General features: G+C 72.1%; 16 protein-coding genes. 9 read left to right on the top strand and 7 right to left on the bottom strand.

The genetic code is table 11. The features are described from left to right. The first annotated feature begins 3 nt into the window (after positions 1 to 3). On the top strand, positions 4 to 237 hold the full coding sequence (locus ACIQWX_RS42265; protein ID WP_003091994.1) for an Lrp/AsnC family transcriptional regulator: 234 nt from the start codon (positions 4 to 6) through the stop codon (positions 235 to 237). A 19-nt stretch (positions 238 to 256) separates the two neighbouring features. Then, a complete protein-coding gene (locus ACIQWX_RS42270; RefSeq protein WP_400883904.1) occupies positions 257 to 790 on the top strand; it encodes a DUF3515 domain-containing protein in 534 nt (177 codons plus the stop codon). A 2-nt stretch (positions 791 to 792) separates the two neighbouring features. Here the strand turns inward: ACIQWX_RS42270 and ACIQWX_RS42275 are convergent, their stop codons facing one another. Continuing rightward, positions 793 to 1881 carry a D-alanine--D-alanine ligase family protein gene (locus ACIQWX_RS42275; RefSeq protein WP_400883906.1) on the bottom strand — a complete coding sequence of 363 codons (1089 nt, stop codon included), beginning with the start codon at positions 1879 to 1881 and terminating at the stop codon, positions 793 to 795. A 907-nt stretch (positions 1882 to 2788) separates the two neighbouring features. Continuing rightward, complete coding sequence (locus ACIQWX_RS42280; RefSeq protein WP_400883908.1) at positions 2789 to 4174, bottom strand: PLP-dependent aminotransferase family protein; 1386 nt, start codon at positions 4172 to 4174, stop codon at positions 2789 to 2791. A gap of 81 nt (positions 4175 to 4255) precedes the next feature. Here ACIQWX_RS42280 and ACIQWX_RS42285 point away from each other — a divergent pair, with 81 nt between their 5' ends. Further along, positions 4256 to 4906, top strand: coding sequence for a pyridoxamine 5'-phosphate oxidase family protein (locus ACIQWX_RS42285; protein WP_400883911.1), 651 nt, complete (start codon positions 4256 to 4258; stop codon positions 4904 to 4906). On the opposite strand, the gene ACIQWX_RS42290 is transcribed toward ACIQWX_RS42285, so the two are convergent. Further along, a complete protein-coding gene (locus tag ACIQWX_RS42290) occupies positions 4884 to 6305 on the bottom strand; it encodes a sensor histidine kinase (protein ID WP_400883914.1) in 1422 nt (473 codons plus the stop codon). The two genes, ACIQWX_RS42285 and ACIQWX_RS42290, sit on opposite strands and share 23 nt — an antisense overlap. Next, entirely contained in the window at positions 6302 to 7015 is a 714-nt protein-coding gene (locus ACIQWX_RS42295) for a response regulator transcription factor (RefSeq protein WP_400883917.1), read from the bottom strand. Before ACIQWX_RS42295 ends, ACIQWX_RS42290 begins: the two co-directional genes overlap by 4 nt. A gap of 147 nt (positions 7016 to 7162) precedes the next feature. On the opposite strand from ACIQWX_RS42295, the gene ACIQWX_RS42300 reads away from it, so the two are divergent. The 5 genes from ACIQWX_RS42300 (at position 7163) to ACIQWX_RS42320 (ending at position 11244) form a co-directional block, all read left to right on the top strand. After that, positions 7163 to 8509 (top strand): ferric reductase-like transmembrane domain-containing protein, encoded by a 1347-nt coding sequence (locus tag ACIQWX_RS42300; RefSeq protein ID WP_400884342.1) that lies wholly within the window; start codon positions 7163 to 7165, stop codon positions 8507 to 8509. Positions 8510 to 8521: 12 nt separating this feature from the next. Further along, positions 8522 to 8989, top strand: coding sequence for an FMN-binding protein (locus tag ACIQWX_RS42305; RefSeq protein WP_400883921.1), 468 nt, complete (start codon positions 8522 to 8524; stop codon positions 8987 to 8989). After that, positions 8986 to 9726 (top strand): FAD:protein FMN transferase, encoded by a 741-nt coding sequence (locus ACIQWX_RS42310; protein ID WP_400883924.1) that lies wholly within the window; start codon positions 8986 to 8988, stop codon positions 9724 to 9726. The genes ACIQWX_RS42305 and ACIQWX_RS42310 overlap by 4 nt, the downstream gene beginning before the upstream one ends. Positions 9727 to 9787: 61 nt before the next feature. After that, positions 9788 to 10168 carry a VOC family protein gene (locus ACIQWX_RS42315; RefSeq protein ID WP_400883927.1) on the top strand — a complete coding sequence of 127 codons (381 nt, stop codon included), beginning with the start codon at positions 9788 to 9790 and terminating at the stop codon, positions 10166 to 10168. Between the two features lie 98 nt (positions 10169 to 10266). Next, the gene (locus ACIQWX_RS42320; protein ID WP_400883930.1) at positions 10267 to 11244 is read left to right on the top strand and encodes an asparaginase; all 978 of its coding nucleotides are present in this window, start codon (positions 10267 to 10269) and stop codon (positions 11242 to 11244) included. Positions 11245 to 11248: 4 nt separating this feature from the next. Here the strand turns inward: ACIQWX_RS42320 and ACIQWX_RS42325 are convergent, their stop codons facing one another. From ACIQWX_RS42325 to ACIQWX_RS42335, 3 genes are all read right to left on the bottom strand, one after another. Further along, entirely contained in the window at positions 11249 to 11728 is a 480-nt protein-coding gene (locus ACIQWX_RS42325; protein WP_400884344.1) for a cysteine dioxygenase, read from the bottom strand. 196 nt (positions 11729 to 11924) lie between these two features. Further along, a complete protein-coding gene (locus ACIQWX_RS42330; protein ID WP_400883933.1) occupies positions 11925 to 12941 on the bottom strand; it encodes an NAD(P)H-dependent glycerol-3-phosphate dehydrogenase in 1017 nt (338 codons plus the stop codon). Beyond that, positions 12941 to 13660: a lysophospholipid acyltransferase family protein gene (locus ACIQWX_RS42335; RefSeq protein WP_400883936.1), complete on the bottom strand. Its 720-nt coding sequence runs from the start codon at positions 13658 to 13660 to the stop codon at positions 12941 to 12943. Before ACIQWX_RS42335 ends, ACIQWX_RS42330 begins: the two co-directional genes overlap by 1 nt. 772 nt (positions 13661 to 14432) lie before the next feature. Here ACIQWX_RS42335 and cofC point away from each other — a divergent pair. After that, entirely contained in the window at positions 14433 to 15056 is a 624-nt protein-coding gene (gene cofC, locus ACIQWX_RS42340; protein ID WP_400883939.1) for a 2-phospho-L-lactate guanylyltransferase, read from the top strand. Positions 15057 to 15060 lie beyond the last annotated feature (4 nt).

Below are 15060 nucleotides of genomic sequence, written 5' to 3' on the forward strand. Positions count from 1 at the left end.
GCCGTGGTCCACGCATACATCCTCATCCAGACCGAGGTCGGCAAGGCGGCCGCGGTGGCGGCCGAGATCTCCAGCATCCCGGGCGTCACGAGCTCGGAGGATGTCACCGGACCGTACGACGTGATCGTCCGCGCGGCCGCCGACAACGTGGACCAGCTGGGGCAGCTCGTCGTCGCGAAGGTGCAGAACGTGGAGGGCATCACGCGGACGCTGACCTGCCCGGTGGTCCACCTCTGAGCAATGGTGTAGTGGTCGGGTGCCTGAGTCCGACAGTGGTGCCCCGCCCAGGGTGGTCCTCGTCACCGCGGCCGCGCTCGCCGTGGCCCTGGCGGTCGCCGTCGCCGTCTTCGCGTTGACCCAGCGGTCCTCGTCGGACACCGCGGGTCCGCTGCCGCTGGTCGCGGTGCCGGCGCCGTTTTCGGGGTCGCCGGGGTGCACGGCGTTGCTCGCGGCGGTGCCTTCCGAACTGACCTCGAACGGGACTTCTCTGAAGGTGCGCGAGCTGGCCGCCCCGGCGCCGCCCGCCACGGTGGCGTGGGGCGTGGACGACCCGCTGGTGCTGCGGTGCGGGCTGGACCGGCCGCCGGAGCTGACGCAGACGGCGGCGTTGCGCCTGGTGAACGGCGTCCAGTGGCTGCAGGTGCCGGGCGAGGGCGCGTCGACGTGGTACGTCGTGGACCGCGAGGTCTACGCGGCGCTGACGGTGCCCGACAGCGCCGGGACGGGTCCGTTGCAGACGATCTCGGACACCGTGGCGGCGAAGCTGCCGGCCCGGCCGCTGAAGTTCTAGCGTTAGCGGAGGCCGGTGCCGCGGGCGATCGCCGTGTCGATGAGCGTGGTCAGCAGCGTCGCGTAGTCCACGCCGGTGACCTCCCACATCTTCGGGTAGGCGGACTTCGTCGTGAAGCCGGGCATGGTGTTGACCTCGTTGATGGTGAGCTCGCCGTCGGCGCCGACGAAGAAGTCGACGCGGGCGAGGCCCTGGCAGTCGAGCGCGTGGAAGGCCTTCACCGCCATGGCGCGGAGCTTCTCGGTGAGGGCGTCGTCGAGCTTGGCCGGGATGTCCAGTTCGGCGTCGTCGCCGAGGTACTTGGTTTCGAAGTCGTACCAAGCGTTTTCGTCTTCGGACAGGACGCGGATCTCGGCGGGCAGCGAGGCTTCGACGTGCCCGTCCGGGAACTCGAGGACCCCGCATTCGACCTCCCGCCCGACGACGGCGGCCTCGACGAGCACCTTGGGATCGGTGGCGCGGGCCAGCTCGATGGCGGCGTCGAGGTCGTCCCACGTCGTCACGCGGCTGATCCCGACCGACGAGCCGGCGCGCGAGGGCTTGACGAAGACGGGCAGGCCGAGCTTGGCTTTGTCCGCGTCGTCCAAAGTGGACTGCCCCCGCTTGAGCGCGGCGAAGGTCCCGACCGGAAGCCCTTCGGCGGCAAGGAGTTTCTTCGCGGTTTCCTTGTCCATGGCGGCGGCGCTGGCGAGCACGCCGGGGCCGACGTACGGGATGCCGGCGAGTTCGAGCAGGCCCTGGATGGTGCCGTCTTCGCCGAAGGCGCCGTGCAGAACGGGGAAGACGACGTCGACTTGGGAGAGCAGCTCGCTTTCCCGCCCGGCTTCGACGGCGACGAGCCCCCGGCTGGAGGGATCCCCGGCGAGGACGAGGCCCTTGCCGTCGTCGACCGACGGCAGTTCGCGCCCGCGGATGGCGAGCTGCGCTCCGGTGCCGAGCACCCACCGGCCTTCCCGGGTGATCCCCACGGGCACGGCCTCGAAGCGCTCGGGGTCGAGGTTCCCCAGGACGCTGCCCGCGGACAGGCACGAGATGGTGTGCTCACTGCTGCGCCCACCGAACACGACCGCGACCCGGAGTTTCTCGCTCATGGTGAGCCACCGTACCCGGTGACCTCGCCGAACAGCCGACCCCGGTGCGGCGGGCGGCGGGGGTGGGGCGGTGAACGCAACCGGCGAGGGGGTGGGACGTCCGGTAGGTCGTGGGGCCTGGTGGGCCCGGGTCGCCGGTGCCGGTGGGGCTGGTTCGCCGGTGCCCGGTGGGCTCGGTTGGCCGGTCCCCAGTGGGCGCGGTTCGCCGGTGCCGATGGGGCCGGTTCGCCGGTGCCCGGTGGGCTCGGTTGGCCGGTCCCCAGTGGGCGCGGTTCGCCGGTCCCCAGTGGGCGCGGTTCGCCGGTCCCCAGTGGGCGCGGTTCGCCGGTCCCCAGTGGGCGCGGTTCGCCGGTCCGGATGGCATGAAAGAGTCGTTCATGCCATCCGGCGCAATGAACGGGTCTTTCACCACGAGTCGACCGCCCCCGCCATACCGAGACTGCCCCCGCCCCGCCAGGATCCCGGCAAAGTCCGCGGTGGCATGGCCGGCGGTCCCGCCAAACGTCTTGAATGAGTCATTCAGGACCTCCGAAGACCTGAATGACTCATTCAGGACGTTTGCCGAGCCGTTCACCCAGCGGCAAGCCGCCCGCCGCGCCACGCCGAGACCGGCCCCGCCACGCCAAACTCCTCACGACACCGACACCGACACCGGCCCGCCACGCCAAGCACGCCAAGCCCACGCCACGCCCCTCCGCCACACCGAGACAGACCCCGCCCTCCCAGGGGGAACCTCCACCGGATTGAGCGTATCGCCGCCAACCCCCACAAAACCGCGAAAAAGCACCGCCGAGACCGGACTTGTCCACATCACGGCACGACTGTGGACAACAGCCAGTCCCATCCACAGGCCGCGGAAACCCCACCGCGGCAAAGACACCACCTCGACAGCCCGGCGCATCGCTTCCTACGAGATGGACTCTCCGCGCAGCAAAGACACCAGCGCCGGCAAAGCGGCCACCAAAGCCTCCCGCGAACACCCCGCATACCCGATCGCCACCCCATGCGCGGAAGGCTCCCCCGCGAAATGCCGAGCCAACCCGTCCAACCGAATCCCCCGCCGCTCGGCCGAAGCGATCACCGACGCCTCCACCGCAGCCGAAGAAAACGGCACCACCAAATGCGCCCCCGCGTCGTCGCCGCGAACCGGAATTCCCGCCGACGACAACGATCCCGCCAGCAACGTCCGCCTCTCCGCCATCTCGCGACGCAGCTTCCGCAAGTGCCGCCCCAAGTCCCCGTTCCGCGCGAACTCGTACAACACCCGCTGCCCAGCAGGCGACGGTCGCGTCCCGGTCGAATCCCGGTACGCCAAAACCGCCGAAGTGATCGCCTCCGGGGCCACCATCCAGCCCGCCCCCAGCGTCGGCGTCAAGATCTTCGACGTCGTCCCCAAGTGCACCACCACGTCCGGTGCCAGCGAAGCCAGCATCGGCAACGGCGCCACGTCGAAGCGCAACTCGCCGTCGTAGTCGTCCTCGATGACCAACATCGACGACGACCGCGCCAGCTCCACCAGCGATACCCGCCGCGCCGCCGAGAGGCGGCTGCCCATCGGGTACTGGTGCGCCGGTGAGCAGTACACCGCCCGCGTGCCCGGCGGGATCGCGGAAGGCCGCAACCCCTCGTCGTCCACCGGTACGCCCACCACCCGCATGCCCGCACGGCGGAACGCCTGCACCGCGCGCTGGTAGCCCGGCTCCTCCACCGCGACGACGTCGCCGCGCTCCAGGACCGCCGCGGCCAGCTCGACCACCGCCGCTGTCGTGCCGCCCGTTGCCAGCACCGAGCCCGCCGCCAGCCCGCGGTGGCGCAGCAGGTGCTCCGACACCGCCGCGCGGTACTCCGGCAGCCCCGCCCGGTGCGCGCGGACCAGGGGATCCGGGTCGGCCGCGGCCCGCCACGCGCGGCGCCAGGCCGCTCGGTCCAGCCCGGCCGCCCACGGCGTTCCCGGCCCGAGGTCGAGCAGCGGCGACGCGGACGCCTCGGGCGCCGGGACCGCGGGCGCCGGCACCTCCGAAGCCGAAAAGGACGGTGGCATCGTCACGTACGTGCCGGAGCCGTGGCGCCCGGCGATCCAGCCCTCCGCGTGCAGCTGCTCGTACGCCGCCGACGTCACCGTGCGGCTCACCCCCAGCCGGCCAGCCAGCGCCCTCGTCGACGGCAGCCGGTCGCCGCCGCGCAGGTGCCCGGTCGCGGCGGCTTCGCGCAACGCGTCCGCGAGCTGGACGGCCAGCGGCGTCACCGCCGCACGGTCGAGGCTCACCGGGAGCGCGGTGTCGGCGTGGGTCATGGGAGCCTCCTCGAGTGGACTTCCCAAGTGTACGAGAAGTGGCCGTTTCCCCAGGCCACTGAAGCACGAGACGCTGGTCGCATGCTGTCCACCACGCCCCGCACCACGCTCGGCCGCAAGAAGCACCGCGCCATGACCGACCGCTCGGCGCTGCACGCCGTCCTCGACGAGGGCCTGATCTGCCACCTCGGCATCGTCCGCGACGGCGCGCCGATGGTCCTGCCGACCGGCTACGGCCGCGACGGCGACACGCTCTACCTGCACGGCTCCACCGGCGCGTCGAGCCTGCGCACGGCATCGCAGGACCTCGACGTCTGCGTCACCGTGACGCTCCTCGACGGCATCGTCTACTCGCGCTCGGTGAACAACCACTCGATGAACTACCGCAGCGCGGTGATCTTCGGGAAGGCGAAGGCGGTCACCGACCCCGAGGCGAAGATGCACGGTCTCAAGGTGCTCACCGACCACCTCGCGCCGGGCTCGTGGGAGCACGCGCGCGAGGTGAACGCGAAGGAGTTCGCCGCGGTGAGCGTCCTCGCGCTCGACCTCGCGGAAGCATCGGTGAAGATGCGCGCCGAGGGCCCGGACGACGAACCGGAAGACCTCGAAGCCGACAAAGCCTGGGCCGGAGTGCTCCCGGTGAGGACGATCTTCGGCGCGCCCGAGCCGTCGGAAGACCTCTCCCCTGGCTGGACCACGCCGGCGCACGTCACCGAGCGAGCGGCAACCTGACCGTGAACGTCGTCCGGCCCGGCTCCGAGGACACCGTGACCGTCCCGCCGTGCGCCGTCACCAGGGACTGGACCACCGACAACCCGAGCCCAGTGCCGCCGTTGCCGCGGGTGCGCGAGTCGTCCACGCGGAAGAACCGGTCGAAGATCCGCTCCTGATCGGCCGGAGCGATCCCGGGCCCGGCGTCGCTGACCCGCACCACCGCGTCAGGACCGTCAAGAGCCACCGACACGTGCACCGCGGTTCCGGGCGGGGTGTGCACGGCGGCGTTGGCCAGCAGGTTGTCGAACACCTGCCGCAGCCGCAGCGGGTCGGCGTTGACGAAAGCCGGCGCGAGTGACGAGGTCAGCGGATGATCGGGCCGCCCCGCGGTGAACGCGTCCGCCGCGTCGCCGGCCAGCTCCGCCAGGTCGACGCGCTCGGGCCGCAACGGCGTCTCGGCGGCCCGAGCGTCGAGCCGGGCCAGCAGCAGCAGGTCGTCGACCAGGACGCTCATCCGGGCCGTCTCCGAACGGATCTTCGCCAGGTGCGCTTCCCGTTCCTCCGGCTCGTTCGCCGCCGCGTAGCGGAAGAGGTCGGCGTAGCCCCGGATCGACGTCAGCGGCGTGCGCAGCTCGTGGGAGGCGTCCGCGACGAACCGGCGCAGCCGCTCGTTCGCCTCGGTCTTCGCCGCCAGCGACGTGTCGATGTGCGCGAGCATCACGTTGAACGCCGTCCGCAGCTCCTCGACCTCGGCGCCGCCGCCGGTGCCCGCCGCGCGCACCGGCAGGTCGGCGTTCGCCGTCAGGTCGTGCGACGCGATGTCGTGCGCCGTGCCCGCCATGTCGGCCAGCGGGCGCAGGCCGCGGCGCAGCACCAGCCGCCCGACGACCACCAGCACGGCCAGCGCGAACGTGAACGCGCCGACCTCGACCCAGATCAGCTGCTGAACGGTCCCGTCGAGGTCCTTCTGCGGCGCGGCCGACAGCAGCACCGACCCGTTGTCGACCGGGCACGCGCGCACCCGGTACGGCCCGTCGTCGTGCAGGTAGATGGTGCGCGTGACGTCGCCGTCGGCCGCGTCGGCGGCGATCTTCGCCAGCGGCTTGGCGTCGCCGGGCAGCTGGCCGCCCGGCTCGGGCGTCGCGACGCCGTCGCGCACCTTGTACAGCGCCGAGTACCACGAGTAGACCGACTGCGGCGAACCGTGCGTCTCGCGCAGCTGCGGCAGCTGGGTGTTCTGGCTCTTGGACAGCTGCTCGTCGAGCCGCCGGTCGAGGTAGCCGTGCATGATCCCGACCATCGTGACGCCGACCGCCGCGAACACGACCAGCGCGAGCGCACCGAGGCCGAGCGTGATCCGGGTGCCCAGCCGCGTGCGCTGCCAGGCCCCGTACCACCGGCGGAAGAACGCCTTCACCGGTTGGCCTGGCGCACGACGTACCCGACGCCGCGCACGGTGTGGATCAGCGGTTCGCCGTCGCCCGCGTCGACCTTGCGCCGCAGGTGCGAGATGACCAGTTCGACCACATTGGACCGCCCGCCGAAGTCGTACTCCCAGACGTGGTCGAGGATCTGCGCCTTCGTCAGCACCGACGGCGACCGGCGCATGAGGTAGCGCAGCAGCTCGTACTCGGTCGGGGTCAGCTCGGCGAGGACGTCGCCGCGCCGGACCTCGCGGGTGTCCTCGTCCAGTGTCAGGTCCCCGACGCGCAGCACGGCCGGGCGCGCCGCCACCTGGTGCGTGACGCCGGTGCTGCGCCGCAGCACCGCCCGCAGCCGGGCCATCAGCTCCTCGACGGAAAACGGTTTCACCAGGTAGTCGTCACCCCCGCGGGTGAGCCCGGCGACCCGGTCGGCCGTCGCGTCCTTGGCCGTGAGGAAGACCACGGGGACCGCGCTGCCGTTCTCGCGGAGGCGGTCGAGCACGGTGAAGCCGTCCAGGTCGGGCAGCATCAGGTCGAGCACGACGATGTCCGGCCCGAACTCCGCGGCCTGGCTGAGCGCGGCCTTCCCGGACCCGGCCGTGACCGCCTGCCAGCCCTCGTACCGGGCGACGGTGGCGACGAGGTCGGCGATGTGCGGCTCGTCGTCGACGACGAGCAGGCGCACGGGTTCGGCGGGTTCCACCACCCCATCTTCTCCCGGCGCCCGTGCGCCCGGCGACCGGTGGCGCGGGCCGACAGGATTCCGACAGCCGGTACCCAGACTCGCCACAGGGTCCGTGGCGAGGCTGGCCTTCGTGAACCGAAACCGAAGGGGATCCGTGTGACCAGCATGACGCAGACCGCCGAGGCCACGCGCCCGGCGATCCGCCCCCGGATCGCCGCGAAATCCGGCCTCTTCCTCTTCCTGGGCGCCAACGTGGCGGCCGTCACCGCGCTGTTCGCGCAGGCCGGCCTGTCGCAGAACGTGCTGATCAGCATCGGGCGGCTCGCCGGCATGTACGGCGCGCTGGCGATGGCGGTCCAGCTGCTGCTCGTCGCGCGGCTGCCCTGGCTGGACCGGCGGATCGGCATGGACCGGCTCACGACGTGGCACCGCTGGACCGGCTTCACGATCCTGTGGACGCTGCTGGCGCACCTGGTGTTCATCGCGTTCGGCTACGCGGAAGTGACGAGCAAGGGCGTCGTCGACGAGCTGGTCGAGATGGCCAACACGCTCGAAGGCATCCTGCGGGCGCTGGTCGCGTTCGCGGTGATCCTGATCGTCGGCGCGGCTTCGGCGAAGTTCGCGCGCAAGCGGCTGGCGTACGAGACGTGGCACTTCATCCACCTCTACACCTACGCCGCGGTGCTGCTCGCGTTCACCCACCAGATCGCGCTGGGCCAGTCGTTCGCCGGTTCGGAAACGGCGAAGACCTATTGGTGGGCGCTCTGGCTCGGCGCCGGTGCCGCCGTGCTCGCCGGGCGCGTCGTGCTCCCGCTGTGGCGCAACGTGCGCCACCAGCTGCGCGTGACCGCGGTCGTTTCCGAGGCCCCGGACGTGGTTTCCGTCTACATGACCGGCAAGCACCTCGACAAGATGCCGGCCAGGGCGGGCCAGTTCTTCCTGTGGCGCTTCCTCACGAAGGACCGCTGGTACCAGGCCAACCCGTTCTCGCTGTCGGCCGCGCCCGACGGCCGCACGCTGCGGTTGACCGCGAAGGCGCTCGGCGACGCCAGCGCGTCGCTGCGCAACCTGCGCGTCGGGACGCGGGTGTTCGCCGAAGGCCCGTACGGCGCGTTCACCACGATCCACCAGCAGCGGCCCAACGCGCTGCTCGTGGCGGGCGGCGTCGGCATCACGCCGATCCGCGCGCTGCTGGAGGACATCGACGGCCACGTCGTCGTGCTCTACCGGGTGCGTACGCAGGCCGACGCGGTGCTGCTGCCCGAGCTGAACGGGCTGGCCAAGGCCCGCGGCGCCGTCGTCAGCGTCCTCACCGGACCGGACCAGGCGGTCGGCCCGCGCGGGGCGATGCTCGGGCCGGCGAACCTGCACATGATGGTGCCGGACGTGCACGAGCGGGACGTGTTCGTCTGCGGCCCGCCGGGGATGACGTCGGCCGTGCTGCGCAGCCTGCGCGAGCTGAAGGTGCCGAAGACCCAGGTCCACGCCGAACGCTTCAGCCTCGCGGCCTAGGGGGAGTTCCCAGTGAAGAAGACGATCTTCGTCGTCGCGCTGTCGGTCGCGGGGTTCATCGCGGTCTGGCGGTTCGAGCCGGGGCCGGTGCAGAACACCGCCTCCGTCGCGCAGGCGCCGCCCAGCACCAGCGCACCGTCCACATCGGCCGGTCCGCCGTCCTCGACGTCGACCGCCACTCCGGCCGCTCCGTCCACTCCGGACAGTGCGAACGCGACGGTGACCACCCAGGGCACCCCGGAGTCCAGCAAGTACGGCACCGTGCAGGTGCAGGTCACGTTCACCGGCTCGCGGCTGGTCGCGGTCACGCTGCTGCAGGCCCCGGACGACGGCCGCGCGCTCACCGCGTTGCCGCGCCTGCAGGAGGAAGCGGTGAAGGCCCAGAGCGCGGACATCGATACGATCACCGGGGCGACCGAGACGAGCGAGTCCTACAAGACGTCGCTGCAGGCGGCCATCGACGCCCGGGGCAGCAGATGACCACGCGCGTGGAGCAGGTGATGGGCCTGCCGATCTCCCTCGACCTCCGCGACGAAGGTGATTTCGCCGAGATCGTCGACGAGGTGTTCGCCTGGTTCCGGGACGTGGACGCGAAGTTCAGTCCCTTCAAGGAGGACAGCGAAGTCAGCCGCTACGACCGCGGCGAGCTGACGGCGGACGCGCTGAGCGACGACCTCCTCGAGGTGCTGGAGCTCTGCGCGTACTACGAACAGCTTTCCGGCGGCGCGTTCCGCGCGCGGCTGCCCGGCCGCGGCCTCGACCCGTGCGCGGTCGTGAAGGGCTGGGCGGTGCAGCGCGCGGCCGACATGCTCAAGGCCGAGGGCGCGACGACGTTCTGCCTCAACGCCGGCGGCGACGTCGTCACCGCCGGCGAGCCGCACCCGGGACGCGCCTGGCGGGTCGGCGTGCGCCACCCCGAGCAGCCCCTGGCCGTGTGCGCGGTGCTGGAGTCGCGCGACGGCGCCATCGCGACGTCGGCGGCCTACGAGCGCGGCTCGCACATCCTCGACGGCCGCTCGGGCGCGCCGGCGACCGGGCTGATGAGCGTCACCGTCATGGCCCGCGACCTCGTCACGGCGGACGCGCTGGCGACGGCGGCGTTCGCGATGGGCGCCGAGGGCATCACGTGGGCGGCCGACCGGCCGGACTGCGAGATCCTCATCGTCGACGACAGCCGCCGCGTGCACCGGACGGCGGGCTTGGCGCTGGCGTCCTGAAATCGGTCGCCGTCGCGCCGCGGCTCGGCCAGACTCGGGGCCAGCCGACCCGAGGAGAGCCATGCCGTCATCCGTCCTGCACGTGTCCGTCGACTGCGCCGACCCCTACCAGCTCTGCCGGTTCTGGAGCCAGGTCACCGGAAAGCCGGTGCCCGACGAAGACCAGCCCGGCGACGACGAGTGCGGCATCGAGCTCGACGGCGGCATCGACCTGCTGTTCCTGCGGGTGCCCGAGCCGAAGACGGTGAAGAACCGGCTGCACGTGTGCCTCCAGCCGGACATCCCGCGCGACGAGGAGGTCGAGCGCATCCTCGCACTGGGCGCCACGCTGGTGAACGACCTCCGCAAGCCGGACGGCAGGGGCTGGGCCGTGCTCGCCGACCCCGAGGGCAACGAGTTCTGCGTGCTGCGCAGCGCCGCCGAGCGAGCCGCGACGCCGTGACGTCAGGCCGTTGTCCGGCAGTGCCGTGATGAGCTCGGCAGACCGGCGACCACCGAAGCCCACCGCGCCACCCAAGGCCGGCTGAATAGGGTGGGCGGATGCCCTTGATCGCGGTCGCCACGCTCGGCGGAACCATCTCCATGGCCCCGGTCCCCGGTTCCGGCGGTGCGGTGCCCCGGCTCGGCGCGGCCGACCTGCTCGGCGGCCTCGGCGACCTGCCGATGGACGTCCTGGCCGAGACGCTGGCCGGCGTCGGCAGCGCGTCGCTGGACTTCGCGACGCTGCTGCGGTGCCGCGACTGGGGACTGCGGCAGGACGCCGACGGGTTCGTCGTCGTCCAGGGCACGGACACCCTGGAGGAGACGGCGTACTTCCTGGAGCTGGTCTGGCCGTCGGACGTCCCGCTGGTGGTCACCGGGGCGATGCGCAACGCGGGCCTGCTCAGCCCGGACGGCCCGGCGAACCTGCGGAACGCGCTGACCGTGGCAGCCGACCCGCGCGGCCGCGGCCGAGGAGTCCTGGTGACGCTGAACGACGACGTCCACGCGGCGCGTTGGGTGCGGAAGGCGCATTCGAGCCACCTGGAAGCGTTTTCGTCGGCGCCGGCGGGTCCGCTCGGGATGGTCGTCGAGCACGCGGTGCACTGGTTCCACCCGTCACCGCCGCGGCTCGCGCCTTTGCGCGGCGAGGACTTCGGCGGGCTGGTCCCGGTGGTCGAAGCCGGCCTGGACGACTCGGGCGCGGTGCTCGCGCACGCGGCCACCCAGCCGGACGTGCGCGGGATCGTGGTCGCGGCGACCGGCGCGGGACACGTGTCGTCCGGCACGGCCGACGTGATCTCGCGGCTGGTCTCCGACGTGCCGGTGGTGGTCGCTTCGCGGACGGGCGCGGGCCCGACGCTGCGGTCGACGTACGGCTTCCACGGATCGGAGTCGAGCCTGATCGCGATGGGCGCGACGATGGCCGGCTGGCTCGACGCGCGCAAGTCCCGGATCCTGCTGCACACGCTGCTGGCGTCAGGTGCCGACCGCGAGACGATCGAACGCGAGTTCCGCGCCCGCGGCGACCTCGACTAGCGGTTCAGTCCAGGACCGGGCCGCCCAGCGGGTCCAGGTGGTACGGACGCATCTCGCGCTCGGCGTCGCGGTAGACGTGGACCGAGATCGCCGGGTCCGGGCCGTCGTTGCGCACCTCGTGCACGTACCCCGGGCCGAACACCCGCGACTGCCCCGCCGACAGCGCGTGCAGCTCGGTGACCGCGCGGCCGCCGGGCGCGCGACGGGCCACCGCCTCCGCCAACCGGCCGCTGACCAGCGTGAACGCGCCGCTGGCGAACGCGTGGTCGTGCAGGTCGGTGCGCTGGCCGGGCAGCCAGCTCATCAGCCAGACCTCCTGCTGCTCGTCCTTCTCGACGAGCGTCGCGAAGCGCTCTTCGGGGTCGTAGCGCAGCAGGTGCTTCCAGCGGTCGCGGTCGGCGGCGACCTCCAGCGCGACGCGCACCGGGTGGCGCAGCGCGGGGTTCTCGGGACGCAGCAGGGTGTTGTCCGGAACGGCGAACATGAGGGTCCTCACGGGAGAAAAGGGTGTCGAGCTGGGCCGGGGCGGGGTTCACCGACAACAGCGACACGCGCACATGACGGCGCAGAGGTACGAGGTACCCCGCTGCTCAGTCAGTCCGTGCGCGAACATGCCACCAGGGTCGCAGGCACCCCGGGACCGGTCAAGACGTCTCAGCAGGCGGGAAGAAGGCCGTTCCTCAGGACCACTCGTGCTTCTGCGACCTGCCCAGCAGCTCCGCGCCCGCCCGCCGCGGGTCGACGCCCTCGTGGCAGACGCGGTGCATCGCGTCGGTGATCGGCATGTCGACACCGAGGCTCAGCGCCAGCGCCCGGATCGACGAGCACGACATGACGCCTTCGGCGACCTGTCCGCCGCCCGCGGCCTGCGCCTGTTCGAGGGTCTCGCCGCGGCCGAGGCGCTCGCCGAAGGTCCGGTTGCGCGAAAGGGGCGACGAGCACGTCGCGACCAGGTCGCCGACGCCGGCCAGCCCGGCGAACGTCAGCGGGTCGGCGCCCAGTTTCGCGCCGAGTCGCGCCATTTCGGCGAGGCCGCGCGTGATGAGCGTCGCCATCGTGTTGGTGCCGAGGCCCAGGCCGGCGGCCATGCCGGTGCTGAGCGCGATGACGTTCTTGCAGGCGCCGCCGAGTTCGCAGCCGACGACGTCGGTGTTGGTGTACGGGCGGAAGTAGGAGTTGGCGCAGGCCCGCTGGATCGCGACGGCGCGTTCGTGGTCGGCGCAGGCGAGCACCGAAGCCGACGGCTGCCCGGCGGCGATCTCCTTGGCCAGGTTCGGCCCGGTGACGACGACGACGTCGCCGGCGTCGATCCCGACGATCTCCCCGATGACCTCGCTCATCCGCTTCAGCGTGCCGAGTTCGACGCCCTTGGCGAGGCTGACGAGGATCGCGTCGGACGGCAGCAGGGGGCGCCATTCCGTGAGGTTCGCGCGCAGGCTCTGGCTGGGAACGGCGAGCACGACGGCCTGGGCGCCGTCGAGGGCCTTCTCGGGGTCGCTGGTCGCGGTGATCGTCCCGGGCAGCTCGATCCCGGGGAGGTAGGCGCTGTTGACGTGCCGCTCGCGGATGTCCTCGGCGACCTGCTCGCGGCGCGCCCACACGGTGACGTCGCGGCCGGCGTCGCCGAGCACCTTCGCGAAGGCGGTGCCCCACGAGCCGGCCCCGAGCACGGTGACCCGCTGGACGTCGGCGCGCATCAGGCGGGGTCCCCCGGCTTCGCCGACGGCGGTTCTTCGTGGCGGATCTCGCCGAGCAGGCGGGTCACCTCGTCCATCATGACCTTGGTGACCTCGCGCAGCTTCGACGCGCTGCGGGTGTTGCCGCCGCGGTAGGCGGAGAGGTCGAGCGGGTCGCCGACGGAGTGGGTGATCGTCTTGCGCGGGAAGGGCGTGAACTTCTTGGTGTAGCCGTTGAAGAGGTGGTTGGTGCCCCAGCGCGCGATCGGGATCACGGGGACGTCGTTCTGCAGCGCGAGCCGGGCGGCGCCGGTGAAGGACTCCTTCGGCCAGCCGGCGGGGTCCTTGGTGATGGTGCCCTCGGGGTAGATGACGACGATCTTGCCTTCTTCGAGGGCCTGGTGGGCGGCCTTGAGGCTGTCCCCGGCGGCGGCGGACCCGCGCGAGACGGGGATTTGCCCGGACCCGGAGACGATCGGCCCGAGGATCGGCGCGCGCTGCAGGCTCTCCTTGTAGAGGAACCGCGGGACGCGCTTCTGCCGGTGCACGAAGACGGCGTCGACGACGGGGTCCAGGTGCGAGATGTGGTTCATGACGAGCAGCGCGGGCCCCTGCCGAGGGATCTTCTCGGCCCCGACGTAGACCCGCCGGGCAATGCCGGTGAGCGGGTAGAACAGTACGGCGGCCAGCCCCACCCAGAAGCCGCCCTTCTCACGCCGGGCCACGATCTCCTCCTCCACGTCGATGCCCTCAGATCCTGCCGCGCCGGGGTCGGGGCGGTCCAGGGAGGGTGTCCTTGGGTGATGATCGAGGTGGTCGGGGGTGCTCGGGGCGTGTCCGGGGTGGGCTCCGATGGCGGGGTTTCGGAGGGGCGGCCAGTCGGGAGCCGGTTGGTGGCTCGCGGCCTGCCTGGCCCAGCCAGAGCTGCTCGCCGGTTCCTACTCCGCCCGGCCGGCGGGAGCTGCGACTCGCCAGGCCCAGCCAGGGCCGCGACTGGTCCGGCTCGCCGCCTTGCCCAGCCGGCGCCGCGATTCACCTGGCTCATGCCCGCCCAGCCCAGCCAGAGCCGCGACCCACCCGGCTTACGCCCCGCCAGCGGGAGCTACGACTCGCCAGGCCCAGCCAGAGCCGCGACTGGCCCGGCCGCCCTACCCAGCCGGCGCCGCGACCCACCCAGCTCATGCCCGCCCAGCCCGACCAGGGCCGCGACTCACCCGGCTCGGAGCCCCGCCCAGCCCAGCCCAGCCAGAGCCGCGTCCCACCCTGCTCGAGGCCTGCCCGGCAACCGCCAGCCGCAAACCCAGCCCAATCCCCTGCGCAGCAGCCCAACACCCCCACCAACCAGAGCCCACCCTCCCTGGGGGCCACCCCGTACAAAGCGTATCGACCCCCACCGACCGAAACCCCCTCCAACCAACCCCCCACCCCCGACTTGTCCACAACCCCCGTCACCTGTGGACAACCCGCCCCTCCCGCCGACACCACCCCGCCGTTTCGGGTAAAGATGGACACGTGGACGTGGACCTGGTCGTGCCGATGAAACACCCCCGCGACGGCAAGTCGCGGCTGCGTGGCGCCGTCGCCCCGGACCGCCACCCGGCGCTCGTCCTGGCCCTGGCCGCCGACACCCTCGCCGCCGTCACCTCGACCGCGAGAGTCCGGCGAGTACTGCTGGTCGCCGCCGATCCCGTCGCCGTCGCCGAACTCGCCGAGCTCGGAGTCGAGATCGTCGCCGAACCGGAGGAAAAAACCCTCAACGCCGCCTTCCGCCACGGCGCCACCCTGCTCCGGCAAGACGACCCCGGCGCCGTCGTCGGAGCGCTCCAAGCCGACCTCCCCGCCCTGCGCGCCATCGACCTGACCGACGCGATAGCCGAAGCCGGAGCCGAAAGAGCCTTCGTAGCCGACCGCCAAGGCACCGGCACCACCCTCCTGCTCTCGGCCCCCGGCGCACCCCTCGACCCGCACTTCGGCCCCGGTTCGGCCCGCCTTCACGAAGCCTCCGGAGCGATACCCCTGCGACGAAAACTCCCCAGCCTCCGCAGCGACGTCGACACCCCCGAAGACCTCGCCCACGTCCAAAGCCTGGGTGTCGGGAAACACACCGCCGCCAAGATCGGGGAGCTGTTCACCTGACCTT

The sequence above is a fragment of the Amycolatopsis sp. NPDC098790 genome (assembly GCF_044759945.1).
Classification (GTDB): Bacteria; Actinomycetota; Actinomycetes; order Mycobacteriales; family Pseudonocardiaceae; genus Amycolatopsis.